Source organism: Pseudomonas sp. 22189, from assembly GCF_052045635.1.
Taxonomy (GTDB): Bacteria; Pseudomonadota; Gammaproteobacteria; order Pseudomonadales; family Pseudomonadaceae; genus Aquipseudomonas; species Aquipseudomonas parakoreensis.
This window is the reverse complement of the sequence record NZ_JBQEPG010000021.1, coordinates 1-24,908: the sequence shown is the minus strand read 5'-3', so window position 1 is coordinate 24,908 and position 24,908 is coordinate 1. Positions and strand designations below refer to the sequence as shown.

At 60.5% G+C, this 24,908-nt stretch carries 19 protein-coding genes; 13 read left to right on the top strand and 6 right to left on the bottom strand.

Translation table 11 applies throughout. The features are described 5' to 3' along the window. Positions 1-8: 8 nt before the first annotated feature. From ACTJKS_RS20855 to ACTJKS_RS20845, 3 genes are read right to left on the bottom strand one after another with little or no spacing between them, the layout of a single operon-like run. On the bottom strand, positions 9-1,196 hold the full coding sequence (locus tag ACTJKS_RS20855) for an EAL domain-containing response regulator (RefSeq protein WP_108182313.1): 1,188 nt from the start codon (positions 1,194-1,196) through the stop codon (positions 9-11). After that, complete coding sequence (locus ACTJKS_RS20850; protein ID WP_262949229.1) at positions 1,183-3,996, bottom strand: ATP-binding protein; 2,814 nt, start codon at positions 3,994-3,996, stop codon at positions 1,183-1,185. Before ACTJKS_RS20850 ends, ACTJKS_RS20855 begins: the two co-directional genes overlap by 14 nt. Before the next feature lie 52 nt (positions 3,997-4,048). Then, positions 4,049-5,017 carry a fimbrial protein gene (locus ACTJKS_RS20845; protein WP_198759119.1) on the bottom strand — a complete coding sequence of 323 codons (969 nt, stop codon included), beginning with the start codon at positions 5,015-5,017 and terminating at the stop codon, positions 4,049-4,051. Between the two features lie 177 nt (positions 5,018-5,194). On the opposite strand from ACTJKS_RS20845, the gene ACTJKS_RS20840 reads away from it, so the two are divergent. From ACTJKS_RS20840 to ACTJKS_RS20820, 5 genes are all read left to right on the top strand, one after another. After that, positions 5,195-6,517 carry a hypothetical protein gene (locus ACTJKS_RS20840; RefSeq protein WP_262949228.1) on the top strand — a complete coding sequence of 441 codons (1,323 nt, stop codon included), beginning with the start codon at positions 5,195-5,197 and terminating at the stop codon, positions 6,515-6,517. Between the two features lie 253 nt (positions 6,518-6,770). Beyond that, entirely contained in the window at positions 6,771-7,253 is a 483-nt protein-coding gene (locus ACTJKS_RS20835; RefSeq protein WP_041073261.1) for a MarR family winged helix-turn-helix transcriptional regulator, read from the top strand. Further along, on the top strand, positions 7,243-8,712 hold the full coding sequence (locus tag ACTJKS_RS20830; RefSeq protein ID WP_262949226.1) for an efflux transporter outer membrane subunit: 1,470 nt from the start codon (positions 7,243-7,245) through the stop codon (positions 8,710-8,712). The genes ACTJKS_RS20835 and ACTJKS_RS20830 overlap by 11 nt, the downstream gene beginning before the upstream one ends. A gap of 14 nt (positions 8,713-8,726) precedes the next feature. Next, positions 8,727-9,929, top strand: coding sequence for an HlyD family secretion protein (locus tag ACTJKS_RS20825; protein WP_262949225.1), 1,203 nt, complete (start codon positions 8,727-8,729; stop codon positions 9,927-9,929). A gap of 237 nt (positions 9,930-10,166) precedes the next feature. Next, the gene (locus tag ACTJKS_RS20820; RefSeq protein WP_027614637.1) at positions 10,167-11,696 is read left to right on the top strand and encodes a DHA2 family efflux MFS transporter permease subunit; all 1,530 of its coding nucleotides are present in this window, start codon (positions 10,167-10,169) and stop codon (positions 11,694-11,696) included. 104 nt (positions 11,697-11,800) lie between these two features. Here the strand turns inward: ACTJKS_RS20820 and lpxH are convergent, their stop codons facing one another. Next, positions 11,801-12,553, bottom strand: a complete 753-nt coding sequence (gene lpxH / locus ACTJKS_RS20815) for a UDP-2,3-diacylglucosamine diphosphatase (RefSeq protein WP_262949223.1) — start codon at positions 12,551-12,553, stop codon at positions 11,801-11,803. Beyond that, positions 12,550-13,056, bottom strand: coding sequence for a peptidylprolyl isomerase (locus ACTJKS_RS20810; RefSeq protein WP_027614639.1), 507 nt, complete (start codon positions 13,054-13,056; stop codon positions 12,550-12,552). Before ACTJKS_RS20810 ends, lpxH begins: the two co-directional genes overlap by 4 nt. Positions 13,057-13,306: 250 nt before the next feature. On the opposite strand from ACTJKS_RS20810, the gene ACTJKS_RS20805 reads away from it, so the two are divergent. Both ACTJKS_RS20805 and cysS read left to right on the top strand, forming a co-directional pair. Then, complete coding sequence (locus ACTJKS_RS20805) at positions 13,307-15,007, top strand: glutamine--tRNA ligase/YqeY domain fusion protein (protein WP_047291683.1); 1,701 nt, start codon at positions 13,307-13,309, stop codon at positions 15,005-15,007. A gap of 21 nt (positions 15,008-15,028) precedes the next feature. Then, on the top strand, positions 15,029-16,411 hold the full coding sequence (cysS, locus tag ACTJKS_RS20800; RefSeq protein WP_041073270.1) for a cysteine--tRNA ligase: 1,383 nt from the start codon (positions 15,029-15,031) through the stop codon (positions 16,409-16,411). Positions 16,412-16,593: 182 nt separating this feature from the next. Here cysS and ACTJKS_RS20795 read toward each other — a convergent pair whose 3' ends face one another. Then, a complete protein-coding gene (locus tag ACTJKS_RS20795; protein ID WP_262949221.1) occupies positions 16,594-18,435 on the bottom strand; it encodes a sigma-54-dependent Fis family transcriptional regulator in 1,842 nt (613 codons plus the stop codon). 335 nt (positions 18,436-18,770) lie between these two features. On the opposite strand from ACTJKS_RS20795, the gene ACTJKS_RS20790 reads away from it, so the two are divergent. Genes ACTJKS_RS20790 through ACTJKS_RS20765 form a run of 6 tightly spaced genes read left to right on the top strand, consistent with a single transcriptional unit; the run spans position 18,771 to position 24,727 of the window. Next, positions 18,771-19,865, top strand: coding sequence for an ABC transporter ATP-binding protein (locus ACTJKS_RS20790; protein WP_262949220.1), 1,095 nt, complete (start codon positions 18,771-18,773; stop codon positions 19,863-19,865). Continuing rightward, positions 19,865-20,980 (top strand): ABC transporter ATP-binding protein, encoded by a 1,116-nt coding sequence (locus ACTJKS_RS20785; RefSeq protein ID WP_108182321.1) that lies wholly within the window; start codon positions 19,865-19,867, stop codon positions 20,978-20,980. The genes ACTJKS_RS20790 and ACTJKS_RS20785 overlap by 1 nt, the downstream gene beginning before the upstream one ends. After that, positions 20,977-21,843: a carbohydrate ABC transporter permease gene (locus tag ACTJKS_RS20780; RefSeq protein ID WP_007961995.1), complete on the top strand. Its 867-nt coding sequence runs from the start codon at positions 20,977-20,979 to the stop codon at positions 21,841-21,843. Before ACTJKS_RS20785 ends, ACTJKS_RS20780 begins: the two co-directional genes overlap by 4 nt. A gap of 10 nt (positions 21,844-21,853) precedes the next feature. Further along, positions 21,854-22,654 carry a carbohydrate ABC transporter permease gene (locus ACTJKS_RS20775; RefSeq protein ID WP_108182322.1) on the top strand — a complete coding sequence of 267 codons (801 nt, stop codon included), beginning with the start codon at positions 21,854-21,856 and terminating at the stop codon, positions 22,652-22,654. A gap of 10 nt (positions 22,655-22,664) precedes the next feature. Beyond that, entirely contained in the window at positions 22,665-22,937 is a 273-nt protein-coding gene (locus ACTJKS_RS20770; protein WP_027614647.1) for a DUF2160 domain-containing protein, read from the top strand. 47 nt (positions 22,938-22,984) lie between these two features. After that, a complete protein-coding gene (locus tag ACTJKS_RS20765; protein WP_041073279.1) occupies positions 22,985-24,727 on the top strand; it encodes an ABC transporter substrate-binding protein in 1,743 nt (580 codons plus the stop codon). Positions 24,728-24,908 lie beyond the last annotated feature (181 nt).

Genomic DNA, 24,908 nt, shown 5'->3' with positions numbered 1-24,908 from the left:
CGTGCCGCTCAATAGGCAGTCGCCGGCCCGTCGTGGGTCAGCAAGTGCTGGAACTGATCGGCTGAAACGGCATGGGAGATCAGGAAACCCTGAACCTGAGTGCAGTCGATTTTACGCAATAGGGCAAGTTCTTGCGCGGTTTCCACGCCTTCGGCGACTACGGTCAGGCCCAGTTGGCGACCGAGGCTGACAATGCTGGTCAGGGCTTGCGCGAGTTCGGCGTTGGCGTTGCAGCCTTGCACCAGCGCGCGGTCGATTTTCAGTTCGGTGAACGGTGCCGACACCAGGTTCATGTACGAGCTGTAGCCTTTGCCAAAATCGTCCTGCGACAGACCAAAACCTTTGATCCGCAAGCGGCAGGCGCCAGCGTAGAAATTGCTGATGTCGTCGGGCACCGAGCACTCCATCAACTCGAAACAGATCCGCGCGGGCAGGCCTTGATGGGTCAGAACGAACGCGAGAATGCGGTCGGGCAGGTCGTGGCTGTTGAGCAAGTGCGTGGGCAGGTTGACCGAGACCGGAATGTCATAGCCCTGTTCGCGCCAAGTCGCTTGGGCGGCGATCGCCTGTTTCAGCACGCACCAGAGCAGAGGCTCTTCGAGACCGAACGCAATCAACGCCGGCAAAAATACCCCGGGTAACAGCGTGCCATGTTCAGGGTGATTCCAGCGTACCAGCGCTTCGGCGGCGACGATCCGGCCATTGCTCAAAGCCTTCTTCGGTTGAAACCAGGCTTGCAGTTCACCGTTGTCGAGGGCGTTGCGAATACTCTGGCGATCAATGCCGGGATGGCTCGCCGCCGGGGCGCTTTGGCGCAGTGCCTGCAATTGATCGATCAGGCAGCGCAGGGCGGCGGCATTCACCGGTTTGGAAATCAGCCCGATGACTTTCACTTGCAGGTTGCTCGCCACCAGGCTCGCGCCCATCAACATTCGTCGTGAAGCGGCGCTCATGATCGCCAGTGCCGGGCGTGAGCGTTGCGCGGCGAGGCTCTGAATGAATTGCACACCGTCCATGCCCGGCATCAACAGGTCGGTAAGGACCATATCGAAGTCGCGTTGTTTCAGGCAGTCCAATGCTTCTTCGCCGTCCCTGGCGCACGCCAGATCGAAGTCACCCAACTCGCTGAACAGGTTCTGCAAATACAGGTGCTGGAAGGGGTGGTCTTCGACAATCAAAATGCTACAGGGCTTCATGAGCAACTCGTTCGTAGGGAGCCAGGATCGCGGACAAGGCTCGCAGCGTAAAAGGTTTGACCAGACAGTGATTCATCCCGGCCGCCAGACACAGGGCGTCTTCACCGCGCAGGGCGTTGGCGGTGGCGCCGATGATCGGGGTGACACAGCCGGCATGGCGCAGGGCTGCGGTCAATTCGTAGCCGTTGAGCCGGGGCATGTTGACGTCGGTGAGGACAATGTCGAACGCGCCTTCGCGCCAGAGCGACAAGGCTTCTTCGCCATCGCTGGCCAATGTCACGGTGCAGCCGAGCTCTTCGAGCTGATCGCGCAGGATCAACTGATTGATGACGTTGTCTTCTGCCACCAGTATGTGCAGTTGTAATGGCCGTAACGTATGGGTTTTTCGATGCTGTGGATGCGGGGCGGTCGCGCCGCCCTGAGCCTGGCTGACCGCGCGCTGGATCGCGGCCAGATCGTTCAGATTAATTTTCCAGCCGTCTCCGCTGAACTGCGGTTCGTGGGCGCCGTCGCTGCTGGCGAGTACGCGCGGCCCGTACCATGCCGGGTTCGAAAACTGTCCGCAGGGTGCGGGATGCAGCTCCAGCAGTACAGCCGTCGCGCCAGCTTCCTGGCTGTCAGGTGCACCGATTTGTGGACGCGCGCCCCAGCGGCGCAACCAGCCGCTGATGCTGTCGGCCAGTTCGCGGATGGGCGATACCACATAAACGATGTCTGCCGCCAATTCCGGCAAAGCGATAATGGAGGCGCCTGAGGAGGGTTGCTCCAGCGGCACGCTCAAGGAAAAACTGCTGCCCAGTCCCGGCTCGCTGACCACGCGCAGGCTTCCGTTCATCAAGTGCGTCAGCCGCTGACAAATCGGCAGGCCCAGACCCGTGCCGGCCACTACGTTGGTGTGGCCTTCAGTCTGGTAGAACGGTTCGAAAATGAACGCCTGATCGTCATGGGCGATGCCTTTGCCGGTGTCCGAGACTTGCCATTGCAGGCACACCCGTTCACCTTCGCGACCGAGCAGTTTGACCCGCAGCACCACGCGCCCGGAGTCGGTGAACTTGACCGCGTTGCTCAGCAGATTGTTGAGGATCTGCCGCACGCGGCTGACATCTCCGATCAACCGGTCCGGCAATTGCGAGTCAAGGCATGCGTACAGTTGCAAACCTTTGCTTTGCGCCGCCGCCGCGTAACCCTGCACCACTTCCTGCACCAGTGTCGCCGGGCAAAACTCGCTCAATTCCAGAGCCAGTTGCCCGGCCTCGATTTTCGAAACATCAAGCACGTCGCAAATCAATTGCAGCAGAGTCGCCGAGGAGCCTTCGATGGCGTGCAGGTAACCTTTCTGCTGGGTATCGAGTTGCGTACGGGCGAGCAGTTCCAGGGTGCCGAGCACGCCGTAAAGCGGGGTGCGGATTTCGTGGCTCATGGTCGCGAGGAACAAGGTCTTCGCCTCGTTGGCGGCGTCGGCCGACTGGCGAGCCTGTTCCAGCGCCGCTTCGATTTGCCGGCGTGCACTGATGTCGCTGAAGGCACACAACAAAACGTCTTCACCTTTGTAGCGGGTAGGTGCGCAGCTCAGGTACAGGTGGCGGCCATCGGCGGTCTCGAAATAATCCGTCAGGAGAGGTTCGCTGGCGTCAAAGGCACCGCGAATCCAGCCTGCACCCAGTTGCTTGCTGCAGCCGCCCAACCACTGCCGGGCGAGGGTGTTTTCCAGCACCACCTGGCCGTCGCTGCGTCGCAGCACGCACAGCGCTACCGGGGCGGTCTGGATCACGTCGCGGCTGAACAGCTCGCTTTCCACCAGTGCCTGAATACGGTGAATGGCCGGGTTGATCACGCGGTGTTCCAGACGCCGGGTCAGCAGGCACACCAGGCTGACACTCAGCAGACAGAACAGCAGCGCACCGAGCATTTGCGGCCATAGTGCCCACAGTACCGCGAGCAGATCGAAGGAGTAGGTGAGCTGCCAATCCGATGATTTCAGCTGCTTGCGCAATACCAACTGTTCGGGCAGCCAGCCGTCACCGACAAAACCGAAAAAATCCTGTTGCCGCAGCAGCGGCAGATGTTGCCCGGGCGGTGGTCTGTGGCTGTTGCTGAACAGCGGCATGCCTTGCGCGTTGAACATGGTGAATTCGCCGGCACTGTGGTCGCTCAAGGCGCTGGAGACTTCGCGGTCGTCCATCTCCAGACCGAGCCAGCCGGAGTTGATGTCGCGCTCGTCCAGCCGAATGAATATGTACAACTGCGAGTGCCCGTCAGCGGCATGAGTCAGCCAGAGTTCCTTCAGATTTTCGCGATTGTGGTGCTTGAGGGTTTGCAGTTGCTCAAGCGTGGCCCGGGGAAAAGCACTGGGCACCGGCGTCGCGTTGTACAGGCGCCACACTTGAGGCTGGGGGGCGCTGCTGACATAGACCAGGTTGAGTTGCCGGGCTTTGAGGTAGTCGCGCATGCGTTGGGTCAGCCAGATGCTCCATTGGCGGCCCGGCGTTTGCCCGAGTAACAGACGGATCTCTTCCTCGGAGACCGGCAGATCTGGGTGGGCCATGCGCGTGGCCGAAAGGCTCAGGCTTTCCAGGAGCGCTTCGCGGGTGGTGAAAAAAGTATGCGCTTCCGCAATGGCGCTGCTCATGTAGCTGCGCCGCTGGGAGATTTCACTGTTGAAGGTAAACAACAGGAAGCTGTATACGCCGCCGAGAATGCCCGCCAGCAGCACCAGGGCAAAAATGCGCAACAGGCGACGCGCCGCGTGGGGCGAGGACAGGATCGGGCTGATCTGGTGGAGGTAGTTCTTCAATCTCATCCCGGCACTCTAGGGACGGCCAGGTGCCGGGAACATCAGATGATCCTTAGTTTTAAAGGTAGTTGACGATGAAGGTGACCTCGGTGTTGGCGCTGCCGGCCTTGAGTTCATCTGTCGCCAGACGGTAGTACGAAGCCGATAAAGGAATTTTGAAGTTGGTGCCAGTAGTGGTGAATGCGCCGAACGGGTAGGTGGTGCCCAGTGCAATGGGCTGTCCGGTGTCGTTCATCAATTGCAGGCCGATGCCCTTGGCGGTGGAACTGTCGTTGAGCGCGACGATGCCTTTGGCTGCATCGATCACAGGGGTGTTGGCCTTGAGCGTATAGGTGACCTTGTTGATGCCGGTCTGGCACTGGTTCAGGTCAATGTTGAATCGCACGGTACGCGGTTTGGCGCCTGACTCACTGAACTCGTGAAGTTGATAGTCGTCGCCCATGGCGACCGGCACAGTCGGGGTTTGGCAGGAGGCCGCATTCAGCACAAATGCATTGGTCAGGTTGAATTTGTTCAGGATCAGCTCACTGGACTGCAGGTTGCCCAGATTGCCGGCATCAATCCTGACTTGCGACGCCAGTGGGCCGGTCTTGACGATTTCCAGTCGGATTGTGCCGGCGTCGACGCGGTAGTGGTTGCCTGGGCTTGGCTTGATCGCATACGGAGAGGGTTCATAGCGACTTAACGAATCCATCCAGATACGGAACGAGAGCCCGGTCTTGCCTATGGGAAAGGTCGTTACGCTCCCGGGTGGTGTGCCTAATGCGGGATTGACTGCCACGCCGTATTGCGAAGTTGCACTGCACGACCAGTTGTGCTCGCTCGATTGCTGCGCGGTGTCCTGGTAGACCACTGTGCCATCGGGTGTGTCGGCGGGGATTGTCAGCCCACCATTGGCAAGGCTTGCGCCAAAGTTGAGCGTTTGGGTGTACGAAGAATTGATGAATGTGCAATTCGCCGCCATCGCGTCCGACGCGCACATGACTACCAGGGTGAGCAATGGGCGCTGAAGTTTTGATCGCTTCATGAAAAGGCTATACGTGTTGGCCAGGGAGGCCCTTACGTTAAACACGCAGTCTGCCGTGTGAAATCAGGCGATTCCTAGAAATCGCGTTCGCGATTCGGAAATGTCAGGATGTATTAGACTCAGCGAAGCCTGAAAGCTCGGTAGGTTGCAACTGCCCCAATGCAACAGGAAGCGCCTATGGTCCGCTTGAGTATGGTCCTGCTCGGTAACGACTTTGTCCGCAAGCGTTGGTCAGCACTGGCGCTGACCGGAATTGTCTGGGGTGCGGCCGGGGTGGCGATCTTCATCGATGCGCTGGATGGCGTTTTGTATTTTCCGCTGCATCTCTTTGGCTATCTGTTGTTGCTCGAAGCGTTGATCCTGCTGCTGGTGCCGGCCCCGCAAACCGGGACCGCTGCGGCCCTGCGTAAAGCGCGAGGTCTGGCATTTCTCTTGCTGGGGCTGCTGATCGTCGACCGGCAACATGCCGCCAGCCTGATTCTGGCGGTGCTGTTTGGTGTGGCGTTTCTGCTCGACGGCGGCTTTCGGCTGGCGGCGGCGGTGGTGGTGCGCTTTGTCGGCTGGCAAGTGTCGCTGCTGGCGGGGTTGTTCGAACTCGGCTTTGGCGTGTTTATCCTTGAGCCGTATCCGACGCTGTACAAGGGCACGGTGCCATTCTGCATCGGCATGAGCCTGTTTCTCTCGGGCTGCGCGTTGTTGCGCCAAGCCGTGCGCTTCAGGCACCTGCCGCCGCTGACAAACCCTGTTGCGCTCAGTGCGCCGGCCAGCAGCGACGCATTGGTCATTCATGTCTGGACACCCAGCGGCACCGTGGATGACACTCTGGTGCGCAACCGTCTGCTCAACCGCTATATCGCCGCAGTCGATATCAACGGCGTGATCTCGGCCGGTCACGCGGCGCTGGAATGTGGCCCGGAGATTTACATCAGCCACTACCCGCTGGATGACATCGATCGTTCGGCGGGGGATTTCGTGCGCTTGCTGCGGGCGACGCCGAACAACGATGTCGCCGGGCGGTTTCTGCCGGACTATGCGGGGGAGGTGGCGGACTGGTGCCCGTCTTCGGTTCAGGTCAGTTTTGCTCACTACGACGCCCGGCGGTTGCAGGCGTTCTGGGCTGAGTATCGACAGAACAGCACATACAACCTCACCAGCCGCAACTGCTCGAGTGCCGTCGCCCACAGCCTCGAAGCAGCCCTTGAAGGGGCGATGAATCGCGGGCATTCGAGCATGCTCGATTTCGCCAGAGTGATACTCAGCCCCGAGTTCTGGGTGGCGGCGCAGGTGCGTAAACGCGCCGAAGTGATGGCCTGGACGCCCGGTTTGCTGCTTGATTACGCCCGGGCGCTGCATGCCGCGATCGAGCCGGCACCGCCGGGCTGGCACAGCGTGTATGCGGTGATCAAACGCGCTTGCGGTTATGCGCTGACGGCCTTGCGCGGGCGTGAAGTGCATCCCCTCCAGCCGCCGGCGGCTGCCCGTCCTTCCGATGAAACCTGAGCGTCTTTAAACCGAGTTGCCCCAATCGCTGGCAAGCCAGCTCCCACAGGGTCAGTGGTGTACTCAAAATTCACGTACGCCATAGAAACCTGTGGGAGCTGGCTTGCCAGCGATAGCGTCCGCCCGCCAAACACAAAACCCAGTCCACTGGTCAACTAATTACAAAGCAACCTAACTATTGCGTTGACATTCGCTGCCTAGGCAGTAACATCTCGACATACATTCACTGCCTAGGCAGTTATTAGGTGAGCACATGAAGCATTTCACCCCGGACGAATTCAAACATTGCCATCTCGGCCTGTTGCTGGGCCGTGCTGCGCTGCTCAAGGACCGGATCATCGACACCCACATGGAACCCCACGGCATCACCGCCGCGCAGTTCAAGGTGTTGATCATCATGGCCCAGTACGGCGTCGACACGCCGGCCGAGCTGTGCCGGCACCTGTCGCTGGACAGCGGTTCGATGACGCGCATGCTCGATCGTCTGGAGCAGAAAGGTTTCCTGGTTCGCCAACGCAGCGAAGGCGATCGCCGTCAGGTGCAGCTCAAGCTCACCGAGCAGGGCCAGCAACTGGCCGATCGCCTGCCCTACATCGGCGCCGATGCGATGAATGAACTGGCCGGCGCCATCTCTCGTGAAGAGCTGAAAACCCTGGAATACATTCTCAAGAAAATCCTGCTGGCAGCCGGTGACCCGATCACTATCCAGCGCTTAGGTGAACATAATGAGCGGTAAAACCTTGCGCAGCAGCCTGACCCTGCTGCTGTCGGCGATGATCCTCGCCGGTTGCGCCAACTACAGCGGCCTCGACACTCAAGGCCAAAACCTCGATGCGAAAAGCCTCAACGCCAGCCAATCACTCAACGGCGTGACCCTGTCGCCGGCCGCCTGGCCGAAAAGCGACTGGTGGACCAGCCTCGGCGATCCGCAACTCGACGGGCTGATCCGCGAAGCGCTGCACGACAGCCCGGACATGCAGATCGCTGCAGCCCGCGCCCATCAGGCCAGCGCCGCCGCGTATGCCGCCGATGCCGAACGTTATCCGACCCTCGACGCCAGCGCCGGCATCAGCCGTTCGCGTCTGGCCAAGGATCAGGACCCGCGAGGGCAGGGCGATGCTTACGCAACGGTGCGTAACGTCAGCGCCGGCTTCAACTACAACTTCGACCTGTGGGGCGGCCAGCGTGATGCCTGGGAAGCCGCACTCGGTCAGGCCCGCGCCGCCGAAGTCGATCGTCAGGCTGCGCAGTTGACCCTCGCCGCCGACGTGGCCCGGGCTTACAGCGATCTGGGTCAGGCGCACATCGTCTACGACCTGGCCAGCGACGACCTCAAGCGCACCAAACAGATGCTCGATCTGAGCCAGCATCGCTTGAGTGCCGGGATCGACAGCCAGTACCAGTTCCAGCAAACCCAAAGCCTTGAGGCCAGCTCCGAAGCCAGCCTGATCGACGCGGAAAAACGCTTGAACAGCGCCAAGATCGCTTTGGCCGTGCTGCTCGGCAAAGGCCCGGATCGCGGCAACGAAATCGCCCGGCCGAAAGTCCTGCAAGCCAGCGCCGTGGCGGTGCCGTCGGTGCTGCCGGCGGAACTGCTCGGTCGGCGTCCGGATCTGGTCGCTGCGCGCTGGCGCGTAGAAGCGGCGAGCAAAGACATCGACTCGGCGAAAACCCGCTTCTATCCCAACTTGAACCTCACGGCCTCGGCCGGTGCCGAATCCTTGTTGGGTGACGCGATGTTCGGGTCGGCCAGTCGCTTCTTCAGCATCGCCCCGACCATTTCGGTGCCGATCTTCGACGGCGGGCGCCTGCGCGCCAACCTCGATGCGCGTGACGCCGATTACGATCTGGCGGTGGCGCAGTACAACAAAAGCCTGGTGAAAGCCCTAGGTGATGTCAGCGACACGATCAACCAGTTGCGTGACATCGGTCGGCAGATCGGCGCGCAGCAACACGCCACCGAGATTGCCCAGGATTCTTACAACACCGTCGTCCAGCGTTACGGTTCCGGCATCGGCAACTACCTGGACGTGCTCAGCATCGAGCAGCAATTGCTGCAGGCCCAGCGTCAGCTGGCCAACCTCAATGCCGAGCAGATCGACCTGTCGATTCAACTGATGCAAGCGCTGGGCGGCGGCTTTCAGGGTGAAACCCTGACCGCAGCCAACGCCACCCCAGCCACGTCGCACAACTAATTCAGGTATTTGTCATGGCCACTGCCGAAAACACCCAAACTCAAGCCAACACGTCCGACACCGGCAATCCGCGCAAGCGCAAATTCATGCTGCTGGTGCTGGCCGTCGTGGTCCTGCTCGCCGGTGCTGGCGTGTGGGCGTATCACGAATTCATCGGGCGCTTCAACGAAAGCACCGACGACGCCTACGTCAACGGCAACGTCGTCGAGATCACGCCGCTGGTCACCGGCACAGTGGTCAGCATCGGCGCCGACGATGGCGATCTGGTCCACGAAGGTCAGGTGCTGGTCAACTTCGACCCGAACGACGCCGAAGTCGGCCTGCAAAGTGCCCAGGCGAAACTGGCGCGCACCGTGCGTCAGGTGCGCGGCCTGTACAGCAACGTTGACGGCATGAAAGCCCAGGTCAACGCGCAACAGGCCGAAGTACAGAAAGCTCAGGACAACTACAACCGCCGGAAAAACCTCGCTGCTGGCGGGGCGATTTCCCAGGAAGAACTGTCCCACGCCCGCGACGACCTGACCTCGGCGCAAAACGCCCTGGCCAACGCTAAGCAACAACTGAAAACCACCAGCGCGCTGGTCGATGACACCGTGGTCTCGTCGCATCCGGACGTGATGCAGGCCGCTGCTGAACTGCGTCAGGCTTACCTGACCAACGCCCGCAGCACCCTGATCGCGCCGGTTACCGGTTACGTCGCCAAGCGCACTGTGCAGCTCGGTCAGCGCGTACAGCCGGGCACCGCACTGATGGCGGTGATTCCGCTGGATCAACTGTGGATCGACGCCAACTTCAAGGAAACCCAACTGCGTGACATGCGCATTGGTCAACCGGTGGACATCGAGTCCGACATCTACGGCAGCAGCGTGAAATACAGCGGCACCGTCGACAGCCTCGGCGCCGGTACCGGCAGCGCGTTCGCTCTGTTGCCAGCGCAGAACGCCACCGGTAACTGGATCAAGATCGTGCAGCGTGTGCCGGTGCGGATTCACATCAACGCCGAAGAACTGGCCAAGCACCCGCTGCGGGTCGGGCTGTCGACCAACGTTGAAGTGAACCTGCACGACCAGAGCGGCCCGGTGCTGGCCCAGCAACCGCCGCAAAAGGCCTCGTTCAGCACTAACGTCTACGACCGCCAACTGGCTGAAGCCGACGCGATGATTGCGCAACTGATCCACGACAACAGCGCTGCGGTGAGCAAGACCGCGCAACGCTGAATCTTTCCCTGTGGGAACAGGTTCTCAAGGTGATGAGATTTACCGTGGTGAGGGGATTTATCCCCGATGGACTGCGCAGCAGGCCCGGCTTTTCTGAATCAAAAGACGGGCCGCTTTGCGACCATCGGGGATAAATCCCCTCACCACAGAGGAACTTCCTCATCACAAGAGCCTGTTCCTTATGGGCAACTGCTTCTTTAACAGACGCAGCGTCAACCTGGTTTCATAGGATTCACAATGAGCAATAACGCCTCTTTCACGCCGCCCAGCCTGTTGCTCAGCACCATCGGCCTGTCGCTGGCGACGTTCATGCAAGTGCTCGACACCACCATCGCCAACGTGGCGCTGCCGACCATCTCCGGCAACCTCGGCGTGAGTTCGGAGCAGGGCACCTGGGTGATCACCTCGTTTGCCGTAAGCAACGCCATCGCGCTGCCGCTGACCGGCTGGCTCAGTCGGCGTTTTGGCGAGGTGAAGCTGTTTTTGTGGGCCACCATTCTGTTCGTGCTGGCCTCGTTTCTCTGCGGTATCTCGACGTCGATGCCGGAACTGATCGGCTTTCGCGTGCTGCAAGGCCTGGTGGCCGGCCCGCTATACCCGATGACGCAGACGTTGTTGATTGCCGTGTATCCGCCCGCGAGGCGCGGCATGGCTCTGGCATTGCTGGCGATGGTCACGGTGGTCGCGCCGATTGCCGGGCCTATTCTGGGTGGCTGGATCACGGACAGCTACAGCTGGCCGTGGATCTTCTTCATCAACGTACCGATCGGCATCTTTGCGGTGATGGTGGTGCGTTCGCAGCTGGCCAAGCGTCCGGTGGAAACCAGTCGGCAGCCGATGGACTACGTCGGTCTGATCACGCTGATCATCGGCGTCGGCGCGTTGCAGGTGATCCTCGACAAGGGCAATGACCTGGACTGGTTCGAATCGAACTTCATCATCATCGGTGCGGCGATTTCGGTGATCGCCCTGGCGGTGTTCGTCATCTGGGAAATGACCGACCAGCACCCGGTGGTCAACCTGCGCCTGTTCGCCCATCGCAACTTCCGCATCGGTACGCTGGTGCTGGTGCTGGGTTACGCCGGTTTCTTCGGCATCAACCTGATCCTGCCGCAGTGGCTGCAAACCCAGATGGGTTACACCGCGACCTGGGCCGGTCTGGCCGTGGCGCCGATCGGTATTCTGCCGGTGCTGCTGTCGCCGTTTGTCGGCAAGTACGCGAACAAGTTCGACCTGCGCCTGCTGGCCGGTCTGGCGTTCCTCGCGATTGGCTTGAGCTGCTTCATGCGCGCCGAGTTCACCAATGAGGTGGACTTCCAGCACATCGCCCTGGTGCAGCTGTTCATGGGGATTGGCGTGGCGCTGTTCTTCATGCCGACCCTGAGCATCCTGATGTCCGACCTGCCACCGAGCCAGATCGCCGACGGCGCCGGTCTGGCGACGTTCCTGCGCACCTTGGGCGGTAGCTTTGCGGCATCGTTGACCACGTGGATCTGGATCCGCCGCGCCGATCAGCATCATGCGTACATGAGCGAAAGCATCAGTACCTTCGAGCCGGCGACCCGCGAGACCTTGAACCATTTAGGCGGCGCGAGCCAATCGGCTTATGCGCAGATGGATCAGATCCTCACCAGCCAGGCGTACATGCTCTCCACCGTGGATTACTTCACGTTGCTGGGCTGGGGGTTCATGGGGCTGATTCTGATTGTGTGGCTGGCGAAGCCACCGTTTGCGGCGAAGGCCGGGCCGGCTGCTTCCGGTCATTGATTGTGCGGTGATCGCTAAAAGATCGCAGCCTGCGGCAGCTCCTACATTGGAATGCGTNTTCCTTGTAGGAGCTGCCGCAGGCTGCGATCTTTTGATCTTGGCTTTTAGATTGCGGGAGCGGGCAGGGCCGGTGGCGGGGCAAAGTCGAACGGCGCCAGGGCAAACCCGTTCTCATCCACCTGCAGCGCCCAACCCTGACGATCCCAATCCCCCAGCACAATCCGCTTCGCCGCCTGCTCGCCGAGCTGCAGCTTGTGGATCGCCGGGCGATGGGTATGGCCGTGAATCAGGGTTTTCACCCCGTATTGCTGCATGATCCGCGGAATTTCCTCCGGGGTGACATCGACAATGTCGTTGGCCTTCATCCGTGTCTGCGCACGGCTTTCACTGCGCAGCTTGCGCGCCAGTTTGTGGCGGGTGCTCAGTGGCAGGTGGCGCAGGATGAACAGGGTGATCGGGTTGCGCAGGTAGCGCCGCAGCTTCATGTAGGCTTCGTCGCGGGTGCAGAGGCTGTCGCCGTGCATCAGCAGCACCGGCTCGCCGTAAAACTGCACGACACTCGGGTCCTTCAACAGCGTACAGCCGGCTGCTTTGCAGAAGGCCTTGCCGAGCAGGAAGTCGCGATTGCCGTGCATCAGAAAGATTGCCGTGCCGCTGTCGCTCAATTGGCGCAGGGCCTGGCAGATGGAACGCTGGAAGGGCGTCATGGCGTCGTCGCCAATCCACGCCTCGAAGAAGTCGCCGAGGATGTACAACGCACTCGCCGAGCGGGCGCGTCCGGCGAGCAAATCCAGAAACGCCCGGGTGATGTCCGGGCGCTCCTCTTCCAGATGCAAATCTGAAATCAGCAATATCACGCTTCGATGATCTCGGCTTTCTCGATGATCACGTCGTCTTTCGGCACGTCCTGGTGGCCGGCCTTGGAAGTGGTGGCAACGCCTTCGATCTTGTCGACGACGTCGGTACCGGCAACCACTTTACCGAACACGGCATAACCCCAGCCCTGAGCGGTCTTGGCGGTGTGGTTGAGGAAGCTGTTGTTGGTGGCGTTGATGAAGAACTGCGCCGAGGCCGAATGCGGGTCCATGGTGCGGGCCATGGCAACGGTGTACTTCTCGTTCTTCAGACCGTTGTCAGCTTCGTTCTGAATGCTTGGGCTCTTGTCTTTCTTTTCCTGCATGCCAGGCTCGAAACCGCCGCCCTGGATCATGAAGCCCTTGATCACGCGGTGGAACACTACGTTCTCGTAGTGACCTTTCTTGACGTATTCGATGAAGTTGGCAGCGGTGATCGGCGCTTTTTCCGCGTCCAGTTCGATGACGATGTCGCCGTAGTTGGTGGTCAGTTTGACTTGAGTCATGATCGCTACTCTTTATAAGGAATTCGTGGGTAATGGGACATTTCGGCCCGTTACCGGTTCAGCCCATGGGCCAAGGTGCGCAGTTTAGCGTGACAGGCGCGAATTTCGAGGCTGTTTTTCCAAAACCCGTCGATTAAATGCACGCCTTTATAGGCCGCGCTCTGTCAGCCCCTTGACAGCATCGGCTATGATAGCGGCTTTGTTTTGTCTGGCCCCCTTTGCGGCCGCGCACATGTAAGTCAAGGATCCTATGAGCAAGCCCACTGTCGACCCTACCTCGAATGCCAAGTCCGGCCCTGCCGTGCCGGTCAATTTCCTGCGGCCGATCATCCAGGCAGACCTGGACTCGGGCAAGCACACCCAGATCGTCACCCGTTTTCCTCCTGAGCCCAACGGCTACCTGCACATCGGCCACGCCAAGTCGATCTGCGTGAACTTCGGCCTGGCCCAGGAGTTCGGCGGCGTCACGCACCTGCGTTTCGACGACACCAACCCGGCCAAGGAAGACCAGGAATACATCGACGCGATCGAAAGCGACGTCAAATGGCTGGGCTTCGAGTGGTCCGGCGAAGTGCGCTACGCCTCGCAGTATTTCGACCAGTTGCACGACTGGGCGGTGGAGCTGATCAAGGCCGGCAAGGCCTACGTCGACGACCTGACCCCGGAGCAGGCCAAGGAATACCGTGGCAGCCTGACCGAGCCGGGCAAGAACAGCCCGTTCCGCGACCGTTCGGTGGAAGAGAACCTCGACTGGTTTGCGCGCATGCGCGCCGGTGAGTTCCCGGACGGTGCCCGCGTGCTGCGCGCCAAGATCGACATGGCCTCGCCGAACATGAACCTGCGCGACCCGATCATGTACCGCATTCGCCACGCCCATCACCATCAGACCGGTGACAAGTGGTGCATTTACCCGAACTATGACTTCACCCACGGTCAGTCGGACGCCATCGAAGGCATCACCCACTCGATCTGCACCCTGGAATTCGAAAGCCATCGTCCGCTGTACGAGTGGTTCCTGGAAAACCTGCCGGTGCCGGCCAACCCGCGCCAGTACGAGTTCAGCCGCCTGAACCTGAACTACACCATCACCAGCAAGCGCAAGCTCAAGCAACTGGTCGATGAAAAACACGTCAATGGCTGGGACGACCCGCGCATGTCGACGCTGTCGGGCTTCCGTCGCCGTGGCTACACGCCGGCGTCGATCCGCAACTTCTGCGACATGATCGGCACCAACCGTTCCGACGGCGTGGTCGACTTCGGCATGCTCGAGTTCAGCATCCGTCAGGACCTGGACGCGAACGCGCCGCGCGCCATGTGCGTGCTGCGCCCGCTGAAAGTCGTGATCACCAACTACCCGGAAGGTCAGGTCGAGAACCTCGAACTGCCGCGTCATCCGCAGAAAGAAGAACTCGGCGTGCGCCAGCTGCCGTTCGCCCGTGAAATCTACATCGACCGCGATGATTTCATGGAAGAACCGCCAAAGGGCTACAAGCGCCTGGAGCCGAACGGCGAAGTGCGTCTGCGCGGCAGCTACGTTATCCGTGCCGACGAAGCGATCAAGGACGCCGACGGCAACATCGTCGAACTGCGTTGCTCGTACGACCCGGACACCCTCGGCAAGAACCCTGAAGGCCGCAAGGTCAAGGGCGTGATCCACTGGGTGCCGGCGGCTGCCAGCATCGAGTGCGAAGTGCGCCTGTACGATCGCCTGTTCCGTTCTCCGAACCCGGAGAAGGCCGAAGACAGCGCGAGTTTCCTCGACAACATCAACCCTGACTCACTGCAAGTGCTGACCGGTTGTCGTGCTGAGCCATCGCTTGGCAACGCACAGCCGGAGGACCGTTTCCAGTTCGAGCGCGAAGGCTACTTCGTTGCCGACATCAAGGACTCGAAACCAGGTCAGCCGGTATTCAACCGTACCGTGACCCTGCGTGATTCGTGGGGCCAGTGATTCGCGTCAAGGAAATATAAAGTGCTGACGATCTACAACACGCTCACCAAGAGCAAAGAAGTCTTCAAACCGCTGGATGGCAACAAGGTGCGCATGTACGTGTGCGGCATGACCGTGTACGACTACTGCCACCTCGGCCACGGCCGCAGCATGGTCGCGTTCGATCTGGTGACCCGCTGGTTGCGGTTCAGCGGTTACGACCTGACTTACGTGCGCAACATCACCGACATCGACGACAAGATCATCAATCGTGCCCGCGAGAACGGTGAGTCGTTCGAAGCGCTGACCGAGCGCATGATCGCCGCGATGCACGAAGACGAAGCGCGCCTGAACATCAAGAAGCCGGACATGGAGCCGCGCGCCACGGATCACATTCCGGGCATGCACGCGATGATCCAGACCCTGATCGACAAGGGCTTCGCTTATGCTCCGGGCAATGGCGACGTGTACTACCGCGTTGCCAAATTCATGGGCTACGGCAAGCTGTCGCGCAAGAAGATTGAAGACCTGCGCATCGGTGCGCGCATCGAAGTTGACGAGTCGAAAGAAGATCCGCTGGACTTCGTGCTGTGGAAAGCCGCCAAACCGGGCGAGCCGAGCTGGGAATCGCCGTGGGGCGCCGGGCGTCCGGGCTGGCACATCGAGTGCTCGGTGATGTCCACCTGCTGCCTCGGCGAGACCTTCGACATTCATGGCGGCGGCAGCGACCTCGAGTTCCCGCACCACGAAAACGAAATCGCCCAGAGCGAAGCGGCCACCGGCAAGACCTACGCCAACGCGTGGATGCATTGCGGCATGATCCGCATCAATGGCGAGAAGATGTCCAAGTCCTTGAACAACTTCTTCACCATTCGCGACGTGCTCGACAAGTACCACCCGGAAGTCGTGCGTTACCTGCTGGTGTCGAGCCACTACCGCAGCGCGATCAACTACTCGGAAGACAACCTCAAGGACGCCAAGGGCGCACTCGAGCGTTTCTACCACGCGTTGAAAGGCTTGCCGAGCGTTGCTCCGGCTGGCGGCGAAGCCTTCGTCGAGCGTTTCACCACGGTGATGAACGACGACTTCGGCACGCCGGAAGCCTGCGCGGTGCTGTTCGAGATGGTGCGTGAGATCAACCGTCTGCGCGAGAACGATCTCGACGCAGCGGCCGGTCTGGCGGCACGTCTGAAAGAACTGGCGAGCGTGCTGGGTGTGTTGCAGCTGGAAGCCGATGATTTCCTGCAAGCGGGCGCCGAAGGGCGTGTCGATGCCGCTGAAGTCGACGCGCTGATTGCTGCACGTCTGGCGGCACGCGCCGGCAAGGACTGGGCCGAATCCGACCGCATCCGCGACCAGCTCACCGCCATGGGCGTGGTGCTGGAAGACGGCAAGGGCGGCACGACCTGGCGTCTGGCTGACTGATTGCCTGATCCGCTTTAAAACAAAACCCGCCTTGTGCGGGTTTTGTTTTTTCTTCCTCAGGACCAGCGTTGACCGGGCTAACGCCTTCGCGAGCAGGCTCGCTCCCACAGTGGACTTTCGTCATGTCCGTTNTTCTCTGTGGGAGCGAGCCTGCTCGCGAAGAGGCCCTCAAGGCTGAGTTGTCATTCAGCCTGCCGCAACCGCTTGTACAGCGTATTCCGACTCACCCCCAACCGCCGCGCCAGGTGCGAAATATTCCCCCCGGCCGCCTTCAACTCGCGGTTCAACGCTTCAACGTCATTCAAGTCCAGCCCCAACGGCGCTGCCGTTTCCACCGGCTCCATATCCAAATCGACAAAAAAATCATCCGGCAAATGCTCTGGCCGCACCGGTTGTTCCTCGGCCATGGCCAGCGCCACCTGCATCACGCTGCTGACCTGGCGCAGATTGCCTGGCCATGGATGACGACTGAACAACTCCAGCACTTCGCGGCTGAGCCCGGCCCATTGTGTCGGTTCACGATGCTGCTCCCACAGGCGTTTGAACAGCGCCTCCTTGTCACTGCGCTCTCTGAGCGGCGGCAGTTCCAGTGTCAAACCGCCAATTCGGTAGTACAAGTCCTCACGAAATCGGCCCAATTGCACTTGCTCGCGTAAAGAGCGGTTGGTCGCCGAGATGATCCGCAAGTCCACCGCGAACAACTCGCTGCTGCCCACCGGTTGCACGCAGCGCTCCTGCAACACCCGCAACAACCGCGCCTGAGTCGGCAACGGCATGTCGCCGATTTCGTCGAGGAAGAGGGTGCCTTTGTCAGCCTTGCGGATCAGGCCGATGCTGCCTTTCTGGTTGGCGCCGGTGAACGCGCCTTTTTCATAGCCGAACAGTTCTGATTCCACCAGTTCGGCGGGGATCGCCGCGCAGTTGACGGCGATGAATGCCTGTTTGCTGCGCGAACTGGCTTGGTGCAGCGCTTTGACGAAGACTTCCTTGCCGACCCCGGTTTCGCCGTGGATCAACAGTGGAATGTCTTTCTCCAGCAGGCGTTCGGCCTGGCGCACGGCTTTTTCTACGCGACTGTCACCAAAATGCAGAGAGTTGAGGCTGATCACGCCCGGTGCTTTGATCGGCGCCGTTTTCGGTTCGGCAAATACCCGAGGCTGAATCGGCGCCTGTTGCGGTCGCTTCAACAGGCACTGGAAACGGTTGCGCCCCGAGGTCTGCAAGGCAAACGGCAAGCCGTCCGGCTGATTCATCAGTTCCAGCAGCGACACGTTGAACAGGCTCTCGACACTGACCCGCGACAGGCGCACGCCGAGCAGATTGTCCGCCCGGCGATTAGCCGACAGCACCTGCCCGCTCTCATCGAAAATCAACAAACCGGCCCACTGACTGTCGAGGTTGTTCAACCCGGTGTTGAAGGTCAGTTGAAAGTGCTGGCCATGGAACAGGTTGAGGATCAGCCGGTTCTCCACGGTCTGGCTCATCATCTTGACCATGCCCAAGGTGTGCGAGGGCGGCAGGTAGCTGTCGCTGGACACGTCGAGCACGGCGATGATCTTGCGCTCGGCATCGAAAATCGGCGCGGCAGAACCGGTCATGAAGCGGTTGGCTTTCAGAAAATGTTCATCGTGTTCGATGTGCACCGCCTGTTCGCAGGCCAGCGCGGTGCCGATGGCATTGGTGCCGCTGCAGCGTTCCATCCAGCTCGCCCCGGCGCTAAACCCTCGGGCCAGGTTCGGCTCGATAAAACGCTGGGTGCCCCACGAGGTCAGCACCTGACCTTGATGGTCGGCGAGCATGATCAGGCAGTTGGAATTGCTGAGGATGTTCTCGTAGTACGGCAGCACTTCCTCATGGGTGGTTTGCACCAGCGCGTGGTGACGGTCGAGCAATTGCGCAATGCCGGCGGCAGGCAGTTGGTCGAAGGCCGGGGCACTTTGATGGTCGAGGCCGAAGGCGCGGCAACGTTGCCAGGAGGTCTGGACAATCGCGTCGTGGGACAGCGGCGGGGCAGGTGCGGCCATGGTGGTGGGCCTCAGCGTCTTTATTATTGTTATGGCCCACACAATTCCCCTGTAGGAGCTGCCGAAGGCTGCGATCTTTTGATCTTGTTGTTGAAAACAAAAGTCAAAAAATCGCAGCCTTCGGCAGCTCCTACAGAGGGGGCGTGAACAGTTCATAGAGTGTTGTTCACTATTGTTCATTGTCAATCGCCAAGCTGTTCAAATGTGTTCAGCAATGAACGCCCGTTCCCCACGTTTTCGACACTTTTCACGACAAATCAACCACTTGCCATTTCTGGCACGAATGTCGCTCTGCTGCACAGGTCGCTTGACTCCAATAATAAAAAGGCCGAGCCATGTCACTCACCCTGGAGCACGTCAGCCGTACCGTCGAGGGCCAGAACTGGATCGACGATGCCTGCCTGACCTTCGAACCCGGATCCTTCAACGTTCTGCTCGGCCGCACGCTGTCCGGCAAGACCAGCCTCATGCGTTTGATGGCCGGTCTGGACAAGCCCGACAGCGGCCGCGTCCTGATGAACGGCGTCGACGTCACTCAGCGCCCGGTGCGCTTGCGCAACGTGTCGATGGTCTATCAGCAGTTCATCAATTACCCGACCATGACCGTGTTCGAGAACATCGCCTCGCCGCTGCGTCAGGCCGGTGTCGCCAAGGACATCATCCACAGCAAGGTGCAGGAAACCGCACGGATGCTGCGCATCGAGAAGTTCCTGCAGCGCCATCCGCTGGAGCTGTCCGGCGGTCAGCAGCAGCGCACGGCGATGGCCCGGGCGCTGGTCAAGGATGCCGAACTGATCCTGTTCGACGAGCCGCTGGTCAACCTCGACTACAAGCTGCGCGAAGAACTGCGCCAAGAGATGCGCGAGCTGTTCAAAGCCCGCCACACCATCGCGATCTACGCCACCACCGAGCCCAACGAAGCGTTGGCCTTGGGCGGCACCACGACCATCCTTCACGAAGGCCGGGTGATCCAGAGCGGCCCGTCGACTTCGGTGTATCACCAGCCGCAAACCGTGCTGGCAGCGGAGTTGTTCTCCGAACCGCCGATCAACCTGATGCCCGGGCGCATTGCCGGCAACGAAGTCAGCTTTGCCAACTTCGTGCACTTCCCGTTGAACGTCGATCTACGGCCGGTGGGCGAGGGCGAATTCCGCTTCGGCGTGCGCCCCAGCCACATTTCGCTGGTGCCGAGCAACGATGACGATCTGGAACTGGCGGTCACCGTCGAGGTGGCCGAGATCAGCGGTTCGGAAACCTTCCTGCACGTGCGCAACGAACATTTCCTGCTGGTGCTGCACCTGCCCGGGGTTCACGAATACGACGTTGATGCACCGATCCGCATTTACATCCCGACCCACAAACTGTTCGTGTTCGATGCGCAGGGCCGTCTGGTGCAGGCACCGGGCCGGCGTGTCGCGAGGGTTGCCTGATGGCCGAAATTCGTTTGCAGCACCTGGCCCACAGCTACAGCAAGCAGCCGAGCGGGCCTGACGATTACGCGATCCGCGAAATGGACCATATTTGGGAGCAGGGCGGCGCCTATGCCTTGCTCGGCCCTTCGGGTTGCGGCAAGTCGACGTTGCTCAACATCATTTCCGGCCTGCTCAGCCCCTCGCAGGGGCATGTGCTGTTCGATGGCAAAGCGGTCAATGACCTGACCCCGGAGAAGCGCAACATCGCCCAGGTGTTCCAGTTCCCGGTGGTCTACGACACCATGACCGTGTTCGACAACCTGGCCTTTCCCCTGAGAAATCAGGGCATGGCCGAGGCGAAAGTGCACAGCAAAGTGCAGGAAATCGCCGAAGTCCTCGACCTGCAAAACCTGCTGAGCAAGAAGGCCCGCAACCTCACCGCTGACGAAAAGCAAAAAGTCTCCATGGGCCGTGGCCTGGTGCGTGACGACGTCTCGGCAATCCTCTTCGACGAACCGCTGACGGTGATCGACCCGCACCTGAAGTGGAAGCTGCGACGCAAGCTCAAGCAGATCCACGAGCAGTTCAACATCACCATGGTCTACGTCACCCACGATCAACTGGAGGCCTCGACCTTCGCCGACAAGATCGCGGTGATGTACGGCGGCCAGATCGTGCAGTTCGGCACCCCGCGGGAATTGTTCGAGCGGCCGAGCCACACCTTTGTCGGCTACTTCATCGGCAGCCCGGGGATGAACCTGATCGAGGTGCAGCCGCAGCCGGGCGGGGTCGGTTTCTCTTCGACGCACCTGCCACTGTCCGACGCCTTGCAGCGGCATATCGAACATGGTCAGTGGAAAAATCTGAAGGTCGGCATCCGCCCCGAGTTCATCCATGTCTGGGATGAACCGTTTGACGAAGCGATGCAGGCGCGGGTGGTCCACGTCGAAGACCTGGGCACCTACAAGATCCTCACCCTCGACCTCGACGGCGCGCCGTTGAAGGTGCGTCTGGCCGAAGACAAACCGGTGCCGCAGGGCACCGCGTACATCAGTTTTCCGGCGCAGTGGCTGATGGTCTACGCCGACGAGTTTCTTCTTGATGACACCGACTCTACCGAGGTGCAGCCATGAACAAGGTGCAGAACAACAAGGCCTGGTGGCTGGTGTTGCCGGTGTTCCTGCTGGTGGCGTTCAGTGCGGTGATCCCGATGATGACCGTGGTCAACTATTCGGTGCAGGACATCTTCGATCAGTCCAGCCGCTACTTCGTCGGCGCCGACTGGTACAAACAGGTGCTGCTCGATCCGCGTCTGCATGACTCGTTGCTGCGCCAGTTCATCTACTCGGCCTGCGTGCTGTTGATTGAAATTCCGCTGGGTATCGCCGTCGCCCTGACCATGCCGACCAAGGGTCGCTGGTCGTCAGTGGTGCTGATCATCCTGGCGATTCCGCTGCTGATCCCGTGGAACGTGGTCGGCACCATCTGGCAGATCTTCGGCCGCGCCGACATCGGTCTGCTCGGGTCGAGCCTGAATGCGCTGGGCATCAGCTACAACTACGCGGCCAACACCATGGACGCCTGGGTCACGGTGCTGGTGATGGACGTCTGGCACTGGACTTCGCTGGTGGCGCTGCTGTGTTTCTCCGGGTTGCGGGCGATTCCTGACGTGTATTACCAAGCGGCGCGCATTGACCGCGCCTCGGCCTGGGCGGTGTTCCGCCATATTCAGTTGCCCAAGCTGAAGAGCGTGCTGCTGATCGCGGTGATGCTGCGCTTCATGGACAGTTTCATGATCTACACCGAGCCGTTCGTGCTCACCGGCGGCGGGCCGGGTAATGCCACGACCTTCCTCAGTCAGACCTTGACGCAGATGGCGGTCGGCCAATTCGATCTGGGCCCGGCAGCGGCATTCTCGCTCGTGTACTTCCTGATCATCCTGCTGGTCTCGTGGCTGTTCTACACCGCCATGACCCATTCCGACGCCAATCGCTGAGGGCCCGGCCATGCACAAAAGAAAGCTGATTCCGTTGCTGGTGTACATCCTGTTCCTGCTGGTGCCGATCTACTGGCTGCTGAACATGTCGTTCAAGAGCAACACCGAAATCCTCGGCGGGTTGACCCTGTTTCCGCAGGATTTCACCTGGCACAACTACAAGGTGATTTTCACCGACCCGAGCTGGTACACCGGTTATCTCAATTCGCTGTATTACGTCAGCCTCAACACGTTGATCTCGCTGAGTGTGGCGTTGCCGGCGGCGTACGCGTTTTCTCGCTATCGCTTCCTCGGTGACAAGCACCTGTTCTTCTGGCTGCTGACCAACCGCATGGCGCCGCCAGCGGTGTTTTTGCTGCCGTTCTTTCAGTTGTATTCGTCGATCGGGCTTTTCGACACGCACATCGCCGTGGCCTTGGCGCATTGCCTGTTCAACGTGCCGCTGGCGGTGTGGATTCTGGAGGGCTTCATGTCCGGCGTGCCGAAAGAAATCGACGAAACCGCCTACATCGACGGCTACAGCTTCCCCAAGTTCTTCGTGAAGATTTTCATCCCGCTGATCGGCTCCGGGATCGGCGTCACGGCGTTCTTCTGCTTCATGTTTTCCTGGGTCGAACTGCTGCTGGCGCGCACGCTGACGTCGGTGAATGCCAAGCCGATTGCTGCGGTGATGACGCGCACGGTTTCCGCTTCGGGCATCGACTGGGGCGTGCTGGCGGCGGCGGGGGTGTTGACCATCCTCCCGGGAATGCTGGTGATCTGGTTTGTTCGCAACCACGTGGCCAAGGGCTTTGCTCTGGGTCGGGTCTGAGGAACGCATGATGGAATGGATGAGCTGGACCACCCCCACGGCGGGGTTCTTTATTGCCATCGGCCTGTTGCTGGTGGGCATGACCACCTGGGAACTGCGCTCGCCGAGCATCCTGCGCCGCGGTTTTCTGCCGATTGCCACCACCCGTGGCGATCGCTTGTTCATCGGTCTTCTCGGCAGCGCCTACCTGCATCTGCTGGTAATCGGCGTCACCGACTGGAGCATCTGGGTGGCGTCCGCGCTGTCTCTGGTGTGGCTGTTGGTTGTGATGCGCTGGGGCTAGTCGAGTCGCTCGGCAATCGTGCTCCGAAACTCTAACTGGAGGTCTCTATGTTCGATAAAAACAATAAGCTGCGACATAGCATTTCATTGGCAGCCATGCTCGCACTCAGCGGTTTGAGCGCTTCGGCCTGGGCCGATGCCTACGAAGACGCTGCGAAAAAGTGGATCGGCAGCGAATTCAAACCGTCAACCCTGACGGCGGATCAGCAGCTCGAAGAATTGAAGTGGTTCATCAAGGCCGCCGAGCCGTTTCGCGGCATGGAAATCAAAGTGGTTTCCGAGACCCTGACCACCCACGAGTACGAGTCCAAGGTGCTGGCCAAGGCGTTCAGCGAAATCACCGGGATCAAGCTCACCCACGACCTGCTGCAAGAAGGCGACGTGGTGGAAAAAATGCAGACGGTGATGCAGTCGGACAAGAACATCTACGACGGCTGGGTCAACGACTCGGACCTGATCGGTACGCACTTTCGCTACGGCAAGACCGAATCGATCACCGACCTGATGGCCAACGAAGGCAAGAACTTCACTTCGCCGACCCTCGACATCAAGGATTTCATCGGTATCTCGTTCACCACCGCGCCGGATGGCAAGGTTTATCAACTGCCCGATCAGCAGTTCGCCAACCTGTACTGGTTCCGCGCCGACTGGTTCGAACGCGCCGACCTGAAAGCCAAGTTCAAGGAAAAGTACGGCTACGAACTCGGCGTGCCGGTGAACTGGTCGGCCTATGAAGACATCGCCAAATTCTTCAGCGAAGACGTCAAGGAAATCGACGGCAAACGCGTCTACGGGCACATGGACTACGGCAAGAAAGACCCGTCGCTGGGCTGGCGCTTCACCGATGCCTGGTTCTCCATGGCCGGTGGCGGCGACAAGGGCTTGCCCAACGGTCTGCCGGTGGACGAGTGGGGGATTCGCGTCGAGGACTGCCATCCGGTCGGTTCCAGCGTGACCCGTGGCGGCGACACCAACGGACCGGCGGCGGTGTTCGCCACGCAGAAATATGTCGATTGGCTCAAGGCCTACGCGCCACCGGAAGCGGCGGGCATGACCTTCTCCGAGTCCGGCCCGGTGCCATCGCAAGGCAACATCGCCCAGCAGATTTTCTGGTACACCGCGTTCACCGCTGACATGACCAAACCGGGCCTGCCGGTGGTCAACGCCGACGGCACGCCGAAATGGCGCATGGCGCCGTCGCCGCGCGGGCCGTATTGGGAAGAGGGCATGAAGCTCGGCTATCAGGACGTGGGGTCGTGGACGTTCATGAAATCCACGCCGGAGAAACAGAAGCTGGCGGCGTGGCTCTACGCGCAATTCGTCACCTCGAAAACCGTGTCGCTGAAGAAAACCATCGTCGGCCTGACGCCGATCCGCGAGTCGGACATCAACTCGCAGGCGATGACCGATCTGGCGCCGAAGCTCGGTGGTCTGGTCGAGTTCTACCGCAGCCCGGCCCGCGTGCAATGGACCCCGACCGGGACCAACGTGCCGGACTATCCGCGTCTGGCGCAATTGTGGTGGAGCCACATCGCCGAAGCGGCCAGCGGCGAGAAAACTCCGCAGCAGGCGCTGGATGGCCTGGCCAAGGATCAGGACGCGATCATGACGCGTCTGGAACGCTCCAAGGCGCAAGCCACGTGCGCCCCGAAAATGAACCCGGAACGTGACGCGCAATACTGGTTCGACCAACCGGGCGCACCGAAACCGAAACTGGCCAACGAGAAGCCGAAGGGCGAGACCGTGAGCTACAACGAACTGCTGAAATCGTGGGCGGATGCGCGTAAGTGATGGTTGATGTGTGAAAGCAAACGGCACCGTAAGGTGCCGTTTTTTTTGCTGCCTGATCTACCGTAATCGCTTGCAGGCAAGCTCCCACAGGTTTCAGTGGTGTCCACAACCCCCAAAAACACCCCGACACTCTGTAGGAGCTGCCGCAGGCTGCGATCTTTTGCTCCTGATCTTCAAAGGC

Excerpts from the sequence above, each read along its gene's own strand:
- ACTJKS_RS20770 (WP_027614647.1), top strand. The coding sequence starts at position 22,665 with ATGGAATGGATGAGCTGGACCACCCCCACGGCGGGGTTCTTTATTGCC.
- ACTJKS_RS20805 (WP_047291683.1), top strand. The coding sequence starts at position 13,307 with ATGAGCAAGCCCACTGTCGACCCTACCTCGAATGCCAAGTCCGGCCCT.
- ACTJKS_RS20785 (WP_108182321.1), top strand. The coding sequence starts at position 19,865 with ATGGCCGAAATTCGTTTGCAGCACCTGGCCCACAGCTACAGCAAGCAG.
- ACTJKS_RS20790 (WP_262949220.1), top strand. The coding sequence starts at position 18,771 with ATGTCACTCACCCTGGAGCACGTCAGCCGTACCGTCGAGGGCCAGAAC.
- ACTJKS_RS20830 (WP_262949226.1), top strand. The coding sequence starts at position 7,243 with ATGAGCGGTAAAACCTTGCGCAGCAGCCTGACCCTGCTGCTGTCGGCG.
- ACTJKS_RS20775 (WP_108182322.1), top strand. The coding sequence starts at position 21,854 with ATGCACAAAAGAAAGCTGATTCCGTTGCTGGTGTACATCCTGTTCCTG.
- ACTJKS_RS20835 (WP_041073261.1), top strand. The coding sequence starts at position 6,771 with ATGAAGCATTTCACCCCGGACGAATTCAAACATTGCCATCTCGGCCTG.
- ACTJKS_RS20795 (WP_262949221.1), bottom strand. The coding sequence starts at position 18,435 with ATGGCCGCACCTGCCCCGCCGCTGTCCCACGACGCGATTGTCCAGACC.
- ACTJKS_RS20810 (WP_027614639.1), bottom strand. The coding sequence starts at position 13,056 with ATGACTCAAGTCAAACTGACCACCAACTACGGCGACATCGTCATCGAA.
- ACTJKS_RS20840 (WP_262949228.1), top strand. The coding sequence starts at position 5,195 with ATGGTCCGCTTGAGTATGGTCCTGCTCGGTAACGACTTTGTCCGCAAG.
- ACTJKS_RS20820 (WP_027614637.1), top strand. The coding sequence starts at position 10,167 with ATGAGCAATAACGCCTCTTTCACGCCGCCCAGCCTGTTGCTCAGCACC.
- ACTJKS_RS20825 (WP_262949225.1), top strand. The coding sequence starts at position 8,727 with ATGGCCACTGCCGAAAACACCCAAACTCAAGCCAACACGTCCGACACC.
- ACTJKS_RS20780 (WP_007961995.1), top strand. The coding sequence starts at position 20,977 with ATGAACAAGGTGCAGAACAACAAGGCCTGGTGGCTGGTGTTGCCGGTG.
- ACTJKS_RS20845 (WP_198759119.1), bottom strand. The coding sequence starts at position 5,017 with ATGAAGCGATCAAAACTTCAGCGCCCATTGCTCACCCTGGTAGTCATG.
- ACTJKS_RS20855 (WP_108182313.1), bottom strand. The coding sequence starts at position 1,196 with ATGAAGCCCTGTAGCATTTTGATTGTCGAAGACCACCCCTTCCAGCAC.
- ACTJKS_RS20765 (WP_041073279.1), top strand. The coding sequence starts at position 22,985 with ATGTTCGATAAAAACAATAAGCTGCGACATAGCATTTCATTGGCAGCC.
- ACTJKS_RS20850 (WP_262949229.1), bottom strand. The coding sequence starts at position 3,996 with ATGAGATTGAAGAACTACCTCCACCAGATCAGCCCGATCCTGTCCTCG.